The organism is Niallia sp., from assembly GCF_031978665.1.
Classification (GTDB): domain Bacteria; phylum Bacillota; class Bacilli; order Bacillales; family Cytobacillaceae; genus Niallia.
Genome location: NZ_DALZDK010000012.1, coordinates 19,780 through 34,994 on the forward strand (window position 1 = coordinate 19,780; position 15,215 = coordinate 34,994).

Below are 15,215 nucleotides of genomic sequence, written 5' to 3' on the forward strand. Positions count from 1 at the left end.
TCGTTTTTGTAAAACCGATGACTCCAGCTTTTGCTGCAACATAATTAGCTTGTCCAGGATTTCCTGTTACTCCTACGATGGAAGTAATGTTAATAATTCTTCCTTTTCTTTGCTTCATCATCGGTCTCGTTACAGCTTTCGTACAAAGGAAAACACCTTTTAGATTCGTATTAATAACGTCATCCCATTCTGAATCTTTCATACGCATTAATAGATTATCTCTCGTAATCCCAGCATTATTCACCAAAATATCAATGTTGCCAAACGCTTCTAATGCCTCTTTCATCATGGCATTTACAGCATCGCTATCAGATACATCACATTGAATACTAATTGCTTTTCTGCCCAAAGCTTCGATTTCCTTCACTACTTCATTGGCACGATCTACACTTCCTGCATAGTTAACGACAACGTCTGCACCTTGCTTCGCTAACTCGATCGCAATCGATTTCCCAATTCCTCGAGATGCTCCAGTGACAACAGCCACTTTACCAGCTAATTTCACTTACATATCCCCCTTTAATGCTTCTGCAACCTTCTTACTTGTTTCCATATCATTAACAGCATATACTTTTGCTTTTCGATCAATTTTTTTAATTAAACCAGAAAGGACTTTACCAGGTCCAATTTCAATAAAAGTATCTACTCCTAAATCAAGCATCTTAATAACAGAATCTTCCCATAGTACAGAAGAATACAATTGTTCAACAAGCTTCGTTTTAATTTCTACCTGTTCATGAATTGGAGCTGCCGTAACATTGGCAATGACAGGTATTTTAGCATCCGTTAATTCCAAGCTATCCAATACGGAAGCAAATTTATCCGCTGCTGGCTTCATTAACGCTGAATGGAAAGGTCCGCTTACTTCAAGAGGAATTGCACGCTTAGCGCCTGCCTCTTTCGCTTTTTCTCCTGCTAATTCAACGCCCTTCGTTGTTCCTGAGATAACAATTTGTCCAGGACAGTTAAGATTTGCAAGCTGTACAGAATCACCTGCATCCGATACCTCTTTTGTTACAGCAGTCAATAGTTCTCTGTCTAACCCAAGGACAGCTGCCATTGCGCCTTCACCTGCTGGAACTGCTTCTTGCATATATTCTCCACGTTTACGAACCGCATAAACAGCATCTTCAAAAGATAGTACACCTGCTGCCACTAACGCAGAATATTCACCCAAGCTATGTCCAGCAACGTAATCTGGCTGTATATTAAATTGCTTAAAATGTTCTAAGATGGCGATACTCGTTGTAAGTAACGCTGGCTGTGTATTATGTGTAAGTGTAAGCTCTTCCTTTGGTCCCTCAAAAATTAATTCTGTTAAAGAAACATTTAATTTTTGATCCGCTGCGTTAAATACATTTGCTGCCGGTTCAAATTGTTCAAATAAATCTTTTCCCATTCCCACTACTTGTGAGCCTTGTCCTGGAAAAACAAAAGCAATTTTACCCATTCGTTTCTACTCTCCTTCTTCTTCCCATTCGAGACCTGAGTTTGCAGTTTCATTAAAAATTATTCTGCCTGATGCTCCATTGCATCTTTGATCTGATTTACTACACCTGATTGCACAAACTCTCTTGTTTGTCTGATTGCACTGAAGATTGCTTGGCTATCAGAAGAACCATGGGCTTTGATTACTGGGGCATTTAAGCCAAATAAAGCAGCTCCCCCATACTCCGAATAATCCAATTTGTTTTTAATTTGTTTTAAATTCGGCTTTAATACAGCAGCAGCCATTTTAGATGTAAAGCTGCTCATTAACTCTGTTTTAATCATCTTAAACATCGACATTGCTGTACCTTCAACTGTTTTTAAAATCATATTCCCTGTAAATCCGTCTGTAACAGCAACATCACATACTCCATCAAGCAAATCACGTGCTTCTATATTTCCAATGAAATGGATATTTGTGTTTTGAAGAAGTTCAAAGGTTTTCTTCGTTAATTCAGTCCCCTTTTTCTCTTCTGTCCCAATATTCAATAAGCCAACTCTTGGTTTTGCAATTCCTCTCACTTTTTCCGAATAAATGCTTCCCATCATTGCATATTGAACTAAATTTTCTGGTTTGGCGTCTACATTTGCACCAACATCTAGTAAAAGAAAGCCTTCTCCGCCAATTGTCGGTAAAGTCGGAGCCAATGCTGGACGGTCTATTCCTTCCATTCTGCCAACTACAAACAATCCAGTTGCCATTAAAGCACCTGTATTCCCTGCAGAAATAAACGCATCTGCTCTTTTCTCTTTTACTTCTGTTGCGCCAAGCACCATACTAGCTGTTTTTTTTCTACGGACTGCTCTTACTGGTTCGTCTGTTGCTAAAATTTGCTCTTCTGTATGTAAAATTCCGATTCTTTCTTTATTGGTAAGAAAAGATTGAATCTGTTTTTCGTCTCCAACAAGGAGTATTTCTAAATCTGAAAAAGCTTCTATTGCTTTTTGGGCACCAATTACTATTTCTTTTGGGGCATTGTCTCCGCCCATTGCATCGATTGCAATTTTCATCATAACGATTGCTCCTTTATTTTTTGGCACGGTACATATCAAATTCACCTTTAAAAACTAGCTCCGTGTTCACATAACTATTAACTTCTACCGTTGTTCTTCCTGTTATACTATCTATATGACTTACTTTTGCTTTTGCAATAATTCGTTCACCTAAATTTACCGATCTCGTAAAATGAATATTTGCTTTAGCTGTAAGTGCAAGTTCATCGTTTATAAGGGCTACAGCAAGAGAATTAGCTTGTGCAAAGAGATGATGTCCCCTTGCAATTCCATTCCTTTTAAAGACATGCTCTTGTTGTACTTCAAAGATAGATATAGCTGAATTGTCTAATTCCATATCGATTATTTCGCCAATTACTTCTTCAATGGGCAATGCTTTCACTTCATCTTCAAGTGATTTTTTTGCCACATTTTTAATTCGCTCTCTAAGCTCTGGAATGGATAATTCTAACCGATCTAGTCTAATCGTCTGTACACTAACAGAGAATTTTTCCGCCAATTCCTCGTCTGTAATAAAAGGTGTTTCTTTAATCGTCTCCACCAACAGCTGTTGGCGTTCTCGTTTATTTCTCTTCATCTTTTAACACCACCGCACTATTAAGACTAGGTACTAATAGTAGTATATAATTTATGCAGTTGGAATGCAAGCCGAAGTTTTTGTTCCAACTGCTTGTGGAGATTTTAGAATTCTAATAGTAACCAGCAGGCTGAATACACTCCCTTTCCGTAGCTTCACTTAATCCTCCCAATACCAGCGGCGTATCATCCGCCTCGCTAATACCACCGGAAGCCACGCGTATTCAGCCTGCTCAGTGTTTAAACTCATATTTCATTCTTAATACGTTGGAATACTAAGGCTGTTATTTACTGGGAAATATTGTGCTGTTAGTCTAGTTTTTCTCCGTTTAGGACGCCTGTTTCTTTTAGGGTATCCCTTAGAGCTTTATAGTCATCATTTTGCCAGAATGCGGTTGATTCGATTAGGATGGTTGCGTCGTTTCTGGCTGTTTCTAGGATCCTGTAATCGTGGACCATGTCGCCCATTTTGAATTCAGGTAGACCGCTTTGTTTTTTTCCGAAGAAATCTCCTGGTCCCCTTAGCTCTAAGTCCTTCTCACTTAGGATGAAGCCGTCGCTTGTTTCTGTCATAATTTTCATGCGTTCTTTTCCAACATCGGTTTTTGGATCTGCTATTAGCACGCAATAGGATTGGGCATCTCCACGACCGACTCTTCCTCTAAGCTGATGCAGTTGAGATAATCCGAAACGTTCTGCATCATACACGAGCATAAATGTCGCATTTGGCACGTTTACGCCAACTTCAACAACGGTTGTACTCACAAGGACTTGAATGTCATTTTGACTGAACAGTTTCATCATATTATCCTTCTCATCTGCGTGCAGCTTTCCGTGCATTAAGCCAACATTGTATCTACCTTGGAAAAAGGTAGACAGCATAGCATGAACATCGATCGCATTTTGGACATCTAGCTTTTCTGATTCCTCGATTAGTGGACAAATAACATATGCTTGTCTTCCTTGCTGCAATTCCTTTTCCATAAACTGCAGAATTCTTGTTAACATATCATGCTTTACCCAATATGTTTCAATATTTTTGCGCCCTGCTGGCATTTCATCAATAATACTGACATCCATCTCGCCAAAAACAGTAATGGCAAGAGTTCTCGGAATTGGAGTTGCAGTCATAAATAGGACATCAGGATTTTCTCCCTTCTCCCGTAAGACTCTTCTTTGCTCTACTCCAAAGCGATGCTGTTCATCTGTGATGACTAATCCTAAAGATTTAAATTCCACATCATCTTGAATGAGGGCATGTGTGCCTATTAAAATATCTATCTTTCCTTCTTTTAATTGGGCAAGCAATTCTTTTCGCTTTTTCCCTTTAACAGAGCTTGTTAACAGGCCGCAAGTTACGCCGAAATCTGAAAAGATACTGTGCAGCGAATCAGCATGCTGCTCTGCAAGAATTTCTGTCGGCGCCATTAACGCACCTTGATGACCAGACAGAATGGAAGCATATAAAACAATGGCAGCTACAATTGTTTTTCCAGACCCTACATCCCCTTGCAGCAAGCGATTCATTCGAACCTCTGCTTTCATATCCGTTAAGATTTCGTTCACAACCCTTTTTTGGGCATTAGTTAACGGAAAAGGCAAAGCTTCTATAAACACGTTTAATTTTTCAAGAGAATAACGCTGACTTTTTCCACCTGAATGCTCTCTTTCATATTTTCTTAGCGCACTCATTTTTAATTGGAATAAGAGAAACTCCTCATAAACAAACCTTCTCCTAGCTTGGGTAAGATCTTCTCTTTTTTCAGGAAAATGAATAATTTGCAGGGCTTCCTTCCTTGGCAACAGCCGATACTTTGTCAGCATAGAAGCAGGAAAATTTTCTTCTACTAAATCCCCATATTGGCTTAGCGCGGAAGAAATATACTTCCTTAAATTCTTAACTGTTATATTTCCTTTCACAGCATACACTGGTTCAAATAAATGCCCCTTTTGGTTACTGCCAATTTGCAAATGATTTGCCGTTATCGTTTGGCGATGCTGGTCCCATTTTCCGGTTACAGTGATCAATTCTTGCACAGCCAATTTACTTTTTAGATAGGGCTGATTAAAAAATACAACCGAAATTAAATATTGTTCTACCAACAGCTTTATTGTTAACCGAGATTTCTTTCTACCATAAAAAATAAGGGATGGTTCGCTATGAACCTTCCCTTCTACCGTCACTTTTTCTTCATGCTTTATTTCTTCGAGGTTTTTCAGACGATAATCCTCATAGCGATAAGGAAAATATTCTAGCAAATCATTAATTGTATGAATATGCATTTCTTCTAATTGTTTTTTTGTTTCGGTTCCAACGCCTTTTATGTGATCGACGGATACTTGTAGGGATTCGTTCACTTGTTAGCGGCAGCGGCACTACCAAAGATTTCAGCTTCCAGTCTACGACCAGTTGGTGTTGCTGCCAACCCTCCCCGTGCTGTTTCTTTAAGCGCTGTTGGCATTGCCTGACCAATGCGATACATGCTATCGATTACTTCATCACATGGAATGCGACTTTTAATACCTGCAAGCGCCATATCTGCAGCAATCATTGCATTAGCTGCTCCCATTGCGTTTCGTTTCACACATGGAACCTCCACTAAACCTGCAACTGGATCGCACACAAGACCAAGCATATTCTTTAACGTTATTGCCATGGCATGTGCTGATTGTGCTGGTGTTCCACCTGCCATTTCAACAATTGCAGCAGCTGCCATTCCTGCCGCGGATCCTACCTCTGCCTGACATCCACCTGCCGCACCAGAGATGGATGCGTTATTCGCTACAACAAATCCAAATGCTCCAGATGTAAAGAGGAAGGCGATCATTTGCTCTCTCGAAGGGTTTAGTTTATTTTGCACAGCGAATAACGTACCAGGTACAACTCCTGCTGATCCTGCTGTTGGAGTCGCACAAATCATCCCCATTGCAGCATTCACTTCATTTGTTGCAACAGCTTTGCTGACCGCATCTAATATAATTTCTCCAGAAAGAAATTGTCCTTTTTTTATATAGTCTTGGAGCAACACAGCGTCTCCACCAGTTAATCCAGAATGGGATACGACTCCATTTAACCCTCTTTCGACCGCTTGTTCCATCACCTGCAGATTCGTTTCCATCTGGGCTATAATTTCTTGTCTTGTTTTTCCTGTTACTTGCATTTCTTGTTCAATCATAATTTCTGATATAGGTAAATTTCTAGTTGTTGCGATTTCTACCAATTCTGCTACATTACGGAACATATTTACCCCTCCCTCTTTACTCTACAATTGTTGTGACTTTTTCAATCGAATCCAACTGTTTGAGCTCCTTTAAAATCGATTCTTCTATATTTTGATCGACTTCAATTGTCATCAAAGCCAATTTCCCTTTTTCTTTCCGACTAACTTCCATATGGCCAATATTTATTTCATATTTAGCCAACACATTCGCAACCTTCGCAATTGCCCCAAAACGATCATTATGAACAACCAATATCGCAGGATGGTGACCAGAAAGCTTTAGCTGAAAACCATTCAACTCAGTAATTTCTATTTTTCCGCCGCCAATGGATATACCGACAAGCTCCATTTCTCCGTTTTCGTCCCCTAAATGAATTTTAGCTGTATTCGGATGCTCTGGGATGGCTTCTTCTATATGAAATTCTACCTTTATCCCATGTTGCTCTGCGATTTCCAAGGACTGTTTAATGCGTTCATCAAAGGTATCGAAATCAAGAATTCCCCCAATGATTGCCACATCTGTCCCATGGCCTTTATATGTTTCAGCAAACGAACCGTAAAAATGAATGTTCACCCATTTCGGTTCTCTTTCAAAAAGATTGCGTGCCACTCTTCCAATTCTAGCAGCACCTGCTGTATGAGAACTGGACGGACCAATCATGACCGGACCAATAATATCAAAAACACTTTTATATTTCATGGATTTTTCTCCCCTTAAATGCCCTAAAATCAACTGATACAAGTCTTTAAAGTATTGCGGTATTTCAATTCATTACACTATATAATATCATACTATATTAATATATGGTTCTAATTCTTATCGTTCCGTTTATTTTGATAAATGGAATGATATAGCGGTTGTGTTTGTTGATTGATATAAGACAATTATATAGTAAGGTTTTGTTTGCTTTTTTGGATCTTGGTAGGGATTCCTCTGTCTGTTACCTTGTGCGGCTTTTTCTTGACTGGGCGGGCTCAGAGACTGCTTCTCTGTTACCTTTTCGTTCAACCAATCACCTACAAAGTAACAGACTCCTTCCCCAGCTCTCTTCTTCAAACAAAATGGAGCGACTGTCCGACCCTCCCACCCCCAAAAATACAAAAAAAGGCATGCCTACATTGTACAGGCACACCTTTTAAAGCTAATGCTTATTCAATTGAGAAAATGAAGGAATAGAGTGGTTGTTTTCCGTTATGAACTTCTACTTCCACGTCTTCATAATTTTCTTCGATAAAGGATACAAGCGTTTCAACCTCTTCTTCTGTCGCTTCTTCTCCTTTAATTATCGTTACAATTTCAGAATCCTCATCAATCATTGACTTTAAAAGCTCCATTGCTGATTCTGTTTTATCCTTGCTCTTTACAACGATTTTGCCTTCTGCAAGTCCCATAAAGTCTCCAGTTTCAATCGCCAGACCATCAATACTAGTATCTCTAACTGCATACGTGATTTGTCCTGTCTTCACATGAGCAAGTGCTGCTTTCATATTCTTTTCATTTGTTTCTAGATCACTAGAAGGATTGAAAGCAAGCAATGCGGACATTCCTTGAGGAACCGTTTTAGAAGAAATGACAACCACATCTTGGTCTAACACTTCCGCCGCTTGTTCCGCTGCCATAATAATATTTTTATTATTTGGTAAAATAAATACTTTTTTCGCATTTATATGTTTTACAGCATTAACAATATCTTCTGTGCTTGGGTTCATCGTTTGGCCGCCCTCAATAACATAATGAGCACCAATACTTCTGAAAAGATCTGCGATTCCGCTTCCCATTGAAACTGTTACAATCCCATACTCTTTTTGTTCTTCTACAGAAGGAGCTGTGGTTGTCTCACTGCCTTCAGCAGCATCGACTAAACTACTATGTTGTTCGCGCATGTTTTCAATCTTCATTTTTACCAAGTTACCGTATTTTTGACCAAAAGTTAATACTTCCCCTGGCTGATTAGAGTGGATGTGAATTTTCACGACCTCATCATCTGCGATAACTAGTAAAGAGTCTCCATATTTGCTTAAAGCCTGTCTAAAGTCCTCTTCTGAAAACGGCTTGTTTCCTAATTTATCCTGTTCTAAACGGACCATAAACTCTGTACAATAGCCAAATTCAATATCTTCTGTATTGATATAGCTATGTACATTTTTATGATGTTCCGCATTTACCAATTCGTTCATTGATACGACGTTTTGTACGGCATCAGGAAGTTTCTCTCCTTTAAGCACAGCAAGGAAGCCTTCATAGACAAATACTAATCCTTGACCACCACTGTCAACAACGCCTACTTCTTTTAAAACAGGCAGAAGTTCAGGCGTTCTATTTAAAGAAGCCTTTGCTTCTTTTACCGTATCTTCCATAATTACAATAATGTCGTCGTTCGTTTCTGCAGATTGAACCGCTTTCTTTGCAGCATCCTTTGCAACCGTTAGAATCGTTCCTTCTACAGGCTTCATTACTGCTTTATATGCTGTTTCCACGCCAAATTGTAAAGCTTGAGCAAATTCTTGGCCGGTTATTGATTCCTTTTGCTCAATATGCTTGGAAAATCCACGAAATAATTGAGAAAGAATAACCCCTGAATTTCCTCTCGCTCCCATTAATAAACCTCTAGATAATGAGGTTCCAACTTTACCGATATGTGATTGAATATTCTTTTGAACTTCCTTTGCACCTGAAGTCATTGATAAATTCATATTCGTTCCTGTATCTCCATCTGGCACTGGAAAAACATTTAACGCATCTACATATTTAGCATTAGAGGATAAATGGTTTGCTCCTTGGATTACCATTTCGGCAAAACGCTTTCCTTCTAAAACTGTAATTGACACTGTGTTTCCTCCTCTACTACGGGTTCGTCACACGAACTCCTTGAACGTAAATATTAACCGAGTCAACGGCAAGTCCAACTGTCTTATTGAGCGTGTATTTTACTTTTGATTGAACATTGTGCGCAACCTCGGAGATTTTCGTTCCGTAACTTACAATGATATACATATCAATATGTACTTCTTCTTCAACTTTTCGAACGATTACACCACGTGTAAAGTTTTCTTTTCGCAAAATATCTGTTAAACCGTCTTTTATTTGATTTTTCGACGCCATTCCAACGATACCGTAGCAGTCTACTGCTGCACCACCTGCGATTGTAGCGATCACTTCTGTAGATATATCGATTTGTCCGAAATTTGTTTTTAGTTCAATGGACATGAGTTTTCCCCCTTTGGAATTGCTCCTTGACTACTGACATTTTACTATAACCAATACTTTTTTGAAAGCTATAGTTAAAAAGCTTACCATTATTATATAACAAAACAATACTTCTATTAAAGTATTGGCATAAATTCAGAAAACAGTTACTAATTTTACTATTCCCATAAAGACTTGTACTAAACGCATTAGATTTGATGTCAAGGAAATTTTCTTGAAAGCTTTTAATCCAACTATTGCATTCATTTAAGTTGTATGATAAATTATTAAGGTATCTGTAACGAGGATTATTTAGCAGACTATAAGTAAATTGCTATCTATGACTTTTCAAACTCATTTTTAATGGGTTTCTGTAATAAGGAGGGAAATATACATGCCACGTAAATGTGTTATCACTGGAAGAAAAACAACTACAGGTAATGCTCGTTCCCATGCTATGAACGCTAACAAACGTACTTGGGGAGCTAACCTTCAAAAGGTTCGTATTTTAGTAGACGGTAAGCCTAAACGTGTTTGGGTATCTGCTAGAGCATTAAGATCTGGTAAAGTAGAACGCGTTTAATCAGATCGAAATAAAAAAGGACATGTTACATGTCCTTTTTTATTTCGTCTTTTTAACCACACTACAAGCCAAACCATATAAGTACAGTAAGATTTCGAAATTCCCCGCCTCATTCGCGAAAGGTTGTCTTTACAAAAAAAATTCGCAGAATCTTTGTTAGTCCTTCTTAAAGGTTCCTAACATTGCTCGGACAAGTCCTCCTAAAAATTTCGGCAATTTAATGGTATAAAATCTCATGAATACTGTCCCTCCTTAATCAATAAGCATCGCTAGCACTTACATATCCTATTCAGATAAAAAAAATTAGTACCATCATTAATCAAATTTTAATCACAACTTCTTATTACCATTAATATGCCTTTATCAAAGGAAAAAGTACCAGTTTCTCGAATTAGTTCGTTACTAATGCATAATGTGCTGCTAGCAGGAAGATTTCTCCTTACTAAAGGGTATTTAAAACCTTCTAAAGTTAGACCTATAATCTTTGTACTATAAGGAAAAAATGAAATATATTTGTACTCCCTCATCTTTTTCAGGGTATATGAACCAGCTTGGACAACGGCTACGCTATTTTGTTTATCGATTATTTCGACTGTGGTCTTTTTATTGTCGATGGCTTCTCTTAATAATAGCTGTAGGTTGGCTATTGTATGATCAAGTCTTCCGCCAGTTGCCCCGAATAGTCGAATGACCGTTGCTCCTTCTTTGATCGCCCATAGAAGAGCAAGCTCCATATCTGTTTCATCTTTTTCTGGTTTAAAGCGTTTAATGATTCCTGTTTTTTCTTCTATCGTGTGTAGCTCTTCTTGGGAAATGGAATCAAAATCCCCGAAAGCTGCATAAATCGGGATGGATTTTTCCATTAAATAAATAACACCTCTATCAACGCCAATCCAACAAACATCTTTCGGATAGTTGTCTAATTTAGGAATATACTGCTTGGGTCCACCAGCCATTATATGTACAATCATGTTTCTCCTCCTCTTGTTTCTTTTCTATACAAGGTTGTTTTCGTAAAGTTTGTTGCTATGCCCCGCAGCCAGAATACACTTCGCTTTCCATGGGGCGAGCGCCAAGCCCCCTCGTCACTCACGTTCCTGCGGTGTCTCGGACTTTCTCGCAGCTCCCTGTGGCGTCTACGTGTATTCAGGCTGCTCAGTATGTCTAATCAATTTATTTTCTCCTATTGAAAAGCAATAACCTTTTAGAAAACAGCCTTATACAAAAATGCAGACTCTTAAATATGCCTTTGTTTATTTATCTGCTTTGACAATCGATCAATTCAGAAAATCACTACAAATGGCTATATATAAAGAATCTGCAATTCTAACTTAACAAATATAAATTCTACTTAAAATCAGGATTTTGTTGTGCATATGGTACGAAATCTAATAAACTAATACCTCGGTTTTCTATCTCTAATTTCTTGTAGAAAATCCTTGTAATGGTCATAACGATAGGATGGGATTTCATTGTTTTCAACGGCTTCTTTAACGGCGCATTTTGGTTCTGAAAGATGGAGGCACCCTCTAAATTTGCAGTTTTCGCTTGTCTTTTCTATTTCAGGAAAACAATAATTCAGCTCTTCTGCTTCAATATCAAGAAATTCTAATGAGCTAAACCCTGGTGTATCTGCGACAAGTCCGTCTCCGATTGAAATAAGCTCTACATGTCTCGTTGTATGCTTCCCTCTTCCTAAATGGGAAGAGATTTCATTTGTTTTCAACTCTAAATCAGGTCTTATTACATTTAATAGGGAAGACTTTCCAACACCTGATTGTCCAGCAAATACGGATATTTTATCCTTTAGATAAGGCAATAGCTGCTCTACCCCTAATTCTGTTTCAGAAGATGTTAGAATAACAGGATAACCAACTGCTTCATATTGGGCAGCAAATTCCTTCATCTTCTCCGCCTCACCGCTACTTGCCAAATCCATTTTCGTAATACAGATTAACGGATCAATACTGTTGTATTCAATCAATACAAGAAAACGATCTAATAATGCTGTGCTAAACTCCGGCTCTACACTAGAGAATACAAGAATAGCCTGATCAACATTTGCTATTGGCGGTCTTACTAGTTCATTTTTTCTTTCTTTCACTTCTAATATATATCCATCTGTTGCATTTTCCGCCTGGAAAACTACTTCATCCCCTACTAAAGGAGTTACCTTATTTTTGCGGAAAACACCTCGACCTCGGCATTGTATTAATTGACCTTCACTTAATACATAATAAAATCCACTTAATGCTTTAATGATTTTGCCTTTAGGCATACATATAACGCTCCTTACTACTTTTAGCCTCTTGAAACATTCCCTAGAGTGTTTCTAAAAAGAAGCATTCCCTTTTCCTTGGAATTCAAACCAAAAGCTAACTATCCATTAATCTGGGTAAGGAACTTCTTCATAAAGGATGACAACACTGTCAATTTGCACTCGATAATATCCTTTTTCCCCTTCTGGAATTTGAAGATAGATCGTCTTTTTCGTATTTTCCGTAATCGTAAACGTCTCAGCAGGTTCTGTCATGCTGTTATTAAAATCACCAATATAAATTCTTACTGTTTGTTCTACTGGTTTCCCATCAGGAGTCATTTCAGTTGGTTCATAAGGAATCGAAATTTCTTTCATCACTTCCTGTGGTTGTACTTCTTTCTTTCCTTTAGAGAGAACGACAGAAATTTCTGCCCCTTTTTTCAAATTCGTTCTAGCTTCTGGAGATTGGGATAGGACTAGTCCCTTTTCTACTGAATCACTATACTCTTCTGTAAATGTTACCGTTAGCCCAACATCATCAACATAATCATTTACTTCTTTTTTCGTATAATCCGTTAAATCCTTCACACTAATTAACTCTGCACCCTTACTGATGGTAAACTCAATGGATGTTTCACTTGGAACTACTTCCTCATCCGGATCAATGTTTTGCTCTAAAATAGTGCCTGGCTCATTATCATCAAATTCCTCTACCGATTCGATCTCTTCAAAGCCTTCTGATTCTAGTAGCTTAACGACATCATCATATTTTCTACCGACATAATCACTAAAGACTACTGTCTCTTTTCCAAGACTTTCGTAAATGGTAATTTCTGTCCCTTCTCTTCGTGCACTCCCCGCACTAGGACTTGTTTTAATGACATGACCTTGTTCTACTTCATCGCTATTTAAAGTGATCGTATCTGATACTACAAAGCCTTTACCCTCTAACTCTGTCTTTGCAGCATCTACTTCTAGGTCCGTAACATCAGGAATGATAATATCATCTGGAGCAAGTAAATCTGGTAGGACGAATATAACTATTCCAATTATTAAAATTAACGCGATGAACGTCGAAACAATAATGGCAGCTATTTTCTTGCCTTTTTTCTTACTTTTTTTCTTTTTCTCTTTCTTTTCTGGCTTTTTCGGTTCTTCTTTTACTTGCTGCTTTCCTGGATCTTCTTTTTCCTGTTTATGAACAATCGTTTCATCAAAACTTTTATGAAAACCATCATTGGTGATGACTGGAATTGCTTTTGTTGCTTCATCATCAATCGGGATCACAAACTTAGGTTCATCCATTCTTTCTAAATCAAGAGCTGTTCGCAAGTCCTCTGACATTTCTTCCATACTATTGTATCGATAAAAAGGATCCTTCGCTGTAGCTTTCAAGACGATATTTTCCACGCTTTGCGGAATCGCTTCATTCCATCTTCTAACACTAGGTGTTTCTGACTGTAAATGTTTCAACGCAATCGAAACAGCGGATTCTCCTGAAAACGGAAGTCTCCCTGTTAATAATTCGAACATCACAATCCCAAGGGAATAGATATCCGACTTTTTATTCGCCATTCCTCCTCTTGCCTGTTCAGGGGATAAATAATGAACAGAACCAAGGACAGAATTTGTTTGCGTAATACTAGTCGCGCTTAAGGCCATAGCAATTCCAAAATCTGTTACTTTCACATTCCCATCTTTATCTATTAAAATATTATGGGGTTTTATATCCCTATGAATAATATTATTTTGATGGGCATGTGCGATTGCCGATGTGATTTGTTGCATAATTGCGATAACTGTCTCTACAGAAAGCGGTGAATGTTTATGTATATATTGTTTTAATGTATCGCCTTCCACATATTCCATGACAATATAATAGATGTCTCCCTCTTCCCCAACATCATAAATACTGACGACATTCGGATGGGCTAAGCTTGTTGCTGACTGTGCTTCACGATGAAATCGTTTAATAAACTCCTCATCATTAACATAATCAAGTCTAAGCATCTTGACAGCTACATCACGATCTAAAATCATATCACGGGCAAGATAGACGTTCGCCATTCCACCTCCGCCAACCATATCTAATACTTTATATCGACCACTTATTCTTTTCCCGATCATCATTGCACGCCACCTGCTTGATGACCATCCCCATGCTCTAATATAACGACCGTAATATTATCTTCCCCGCCATTTATATTGGCAGTTTTGATTAATGTAAAAGCTTTTTCCTCAAGGGTATTCTCTTTTTCAAGAATATCTTTAATTTGTTGATCTGTTACTTTATTCGATAATCCATCTGAACAAATGAAAATGATGTCTCCTTCTTCAAACATAATAGTCATCACATCAATTTCTAGATGAGCATCTGTCCCAAGTGCTCGTAAAACAACATTTTTGCGCGGATGATGCTCAGCATCTTCTTTGGAAATCTGACCCATGCGAACTAATTCATTTACTAAGGAATGATCTTCTGTTATTTGTTTAAAGCCATCTTCATTATAAAGATAGCATCTGCTGTCTCCAACATGGGCAATCGTCGAAAAATTCTCTGTACTGATCACACCAATTATGGTCGTTCCCATACCTTCACATTCTGGATGGCTGGAGGCATATTCAAAGACATATTGATTTACTGCTAAAATATTCGTTTTTAGCCAGCTTTCTGCTTCTTCTGCTGTTTTAATCTCCTCTACCATATTCCAAAGTTCTGTCAGTTTTTCAACAGTGAGTGAGCTTGCAACATCACCAGCACGGTGTCCGCCCATGCCATCTGCTACGATGGCAAGGCGTTGACCGCTTTTATTTCTAATAATTGCTCCACTATCCTCGTTATGCTGTCTAACTTTCCCCTTATCAGTCATAAAAATTTGACTCAAA

General features: G+C 38.2%; 16 protein-coding genes. 1 reads left to right on the forward strand and 15 read right to left on the reverse strand.

Annotated elements, in window-relative coordinates; translation table 11 throughout:
- The 10 genes from RTL21_RS08335 to RTL21_RS08380 form a co-directional block, all read right to left on the reverse strand.
- The coding region (locus tag RTL21_RS08335) for a 3-oxoacyl-ACP reductase family protein (RefSeq protein WP_312095192.1) at window positions 1–505 on the reverse strand (505 nt) is incomplete at its 3' end.
- On the reverse strand, window positions 506–1,450 hold the full coding sequence (fabD, locus tag RTL21_RS08340; protein ID WP_312095194.1) for an ACP S-malonyltransferase: 945 nt from the start codon (window positions 1,448–1,450) through the stop codon (window positions 506–508). It lies immediately after the preceding gene.
- A 59-nt stretch (window positions 1,451–1,509) separates the two neighbouring features.
- Window positions 1,510–2,499 carry a phosphate acyltransferase PlsX gene (gene plsX / locus RTL21_RS08345; protein ID WP_312095357.1) on the reverse strand — a complete coding sequence of 330 codons (990 nt, stop codon included), beginning with the start codon at window positions 2,497–2,499 and terminating at the stop codon, window positions 1,510–1,512.
- Between the two features lie 16 nt (window positions 2,500–2,515).
- Window positions 2,516–3,079 (reverse strand): transcription factor FapR, encoded by a 564-nt coding sequence (gene fapR, locus RTL21_RS08350; protein WP_312095196.1) that lies wholly within the window; start codon window positions 3,077–3,079, stop codon window positions 2,516–2,518.
- 308 nt (window positions 3,080–3,387) lie between these two features.
- Window positions 3,388–5,436 (reverse strand): ATP-dependent DNA helicase RecG, encoded by a 2,049-nt coding sequence (recG, locus tag RTL21_RS08355; protein ID WP_312095198.1) that lies wholly within the window; start codon window positions 5,434–5,436, stop codon window positions 3,388–3,390.
- Window positions 5,433–6,320 carry an L-serine ammonia-lyase, iron-sulfur-dependent, subunit alpha gene (gene sdaAA, locus RTL21_RS08360; protein ID WP_312095200.1) on the reverse strand — a complete coding sequence of 296 codons (888 nt, stop codon included), beginning with the start codon at window positions 6,318–6,320 and terminating at the stop codon, window positions 5,433–5,435. The genes recG and sdaAA overlap by 4 nt, the downstream gene beginning before the upstream one ends.
- A gap of 16 nt (window positions 6,321–6,336) precedes the next feature.
- Window positions 6,337–6,999 carry an L-serine ammonia-lyase, iron-sulfur-dependent subunit beta gene (sdaAB, locus tag RTL21_RS08365; RefSeq protein WP_312095202.1) on the reverse strand — a complete coding sequence of 221 codons (663 nt, stop codon included), beginning with the start codon at window positions 6,997–6,999 and terminating at the stop codon, window positions 6,337–6,339.
- 129 nt (window positions 7,000–7,128) lie between these two features.
- Window positions 7,129–7,356 (reverse strand): hypothetical protein, encoded by a 228-nt coding sequence (locus tag RTL21_RS08370; protein ID WP_312095204.1) that lies wholly within the window; start codon window positions 7,354–7,356, stop codon window positions 7,129–7,131.
- Between the two features lie 92 nt (window positions 7,357–7,448).
- Window positions 7,449–9,128: a DAK2 domain-containing protein gene (locus RTL21_RS08375; RefSeq protein ID WP_312095206.1), complete on the reverse strand. Its 1,680-nt coding sequence runs from the start codon at window positions 9,126–9,128 to the stop codon at window positions 7,449–7,451.
- Window positions 9,129–9,144: 16 nt separating this feature from the next.
- A complete protein-coding gene (locus tag RTL21_RS08380; RefSeq protein ID WP_047939960.1) occupies window positions 9,145–9,507 on the reverse strand; it encodes an Asp23/Gls24 family envelope stress response protein in 363 nt (120 codons plus the stop codon).
- A gap of 373 nt (window positions 9,508–9,880) precedes the next feature.
- Between RTL21_RS08380 and rpmB the strand changes: the two genes are divergently transcribed.
- The gene (gene rpmB, locus RTL21_RS08385) at window positions 9,881–10,069 is read left to right on the forward strand and encodes a 50S ribosomal protein L28 (protein ID WP_016201071.1); all 189 of its coding nucleotides are present in this window, start codon (window positions 9,881–9,883) and stop codon (window positions 10,067–10,069) included.
- 156 nt (window positions 10,070–10,225) lie between these two features.
- Here the strand turns inward: rpmB and spoVM are convergent, their stop codons facing one another.
- The 5 genes from spoVM to RTL21_RS08410 all read right to left on the reverse strand — a co-directional run bounded on the left by spoVM (window position 10,226) and on the right by RTL21_RS08410 (window position 15,214).
- Entirely contained in the window at window positions 10,226–10,306 is an 81-nt protein-coding gene (gene spoVM, locus RTL21_RS08390; protein WP_016201070.1) for a stage V sporulation protein SpoVM, read from the reverse strand.
- Window positions 10,307–10,395: 89 nt separating this feature from the next.
- Window positions 10,396–11,040 (reverse strand): thiamine diphosphokinase, encoded by a 645-nt coding sequence (locus RTL21_RS08395; RefSeq protein ID WP_312095211.1) that lies wholly within the window; start codon window positions 11,038–11,040, stop codon window positions 10,396–10,398.
- A 425-nt stretch (window positions 11,041–11,465) separates the two neighbouring features.
- Window positions 11,466–12,347: a ribosome small subunit-dependent GTPase A gene (rsgA, locus tag RTL21_RS08400; protein ID WP_312095213.1), complete on the reverse strand. Its 882-nt coding sequence runs from the start codon at window positions 12,345–12,347 to the stop codon at window positions 11,466–11,468.
- Window positions 12,348–12,455: 108 nt separating this feature from the next.
- Complete coding sequence (pknB, locus tag RTL21_RS08405) at window positions 12,456–14,459, reverse strand: Stk1 family PASTA domain-containing Ser/Thr kinase (RefSeq protein ID WP_312095215.1); 2,004 nt, start codon at window positions 14,457–14,459, stop codon at window positions 12,456–12,458.
- The gene (locus RTL21_RS08410) at window positions 14,456–15,214 is read right to left on the reverse strand and encodes a Stp1/IreP family PP2C-type Ser/Thr phosphatase (protein ID WP_312095217.1); all 759 of its coding nucleotides are present in this window, start codon (window positions 15,212–15,214) and stop codon (window positions 14,456–14,458) included. The genes pknB and RTL21_RS08410 overlap by 4 nt, the downstream gene beginning before the upstream one ends.
- Between the last annotated feature and the right edge of the window lies 1 nt (window position 15,215).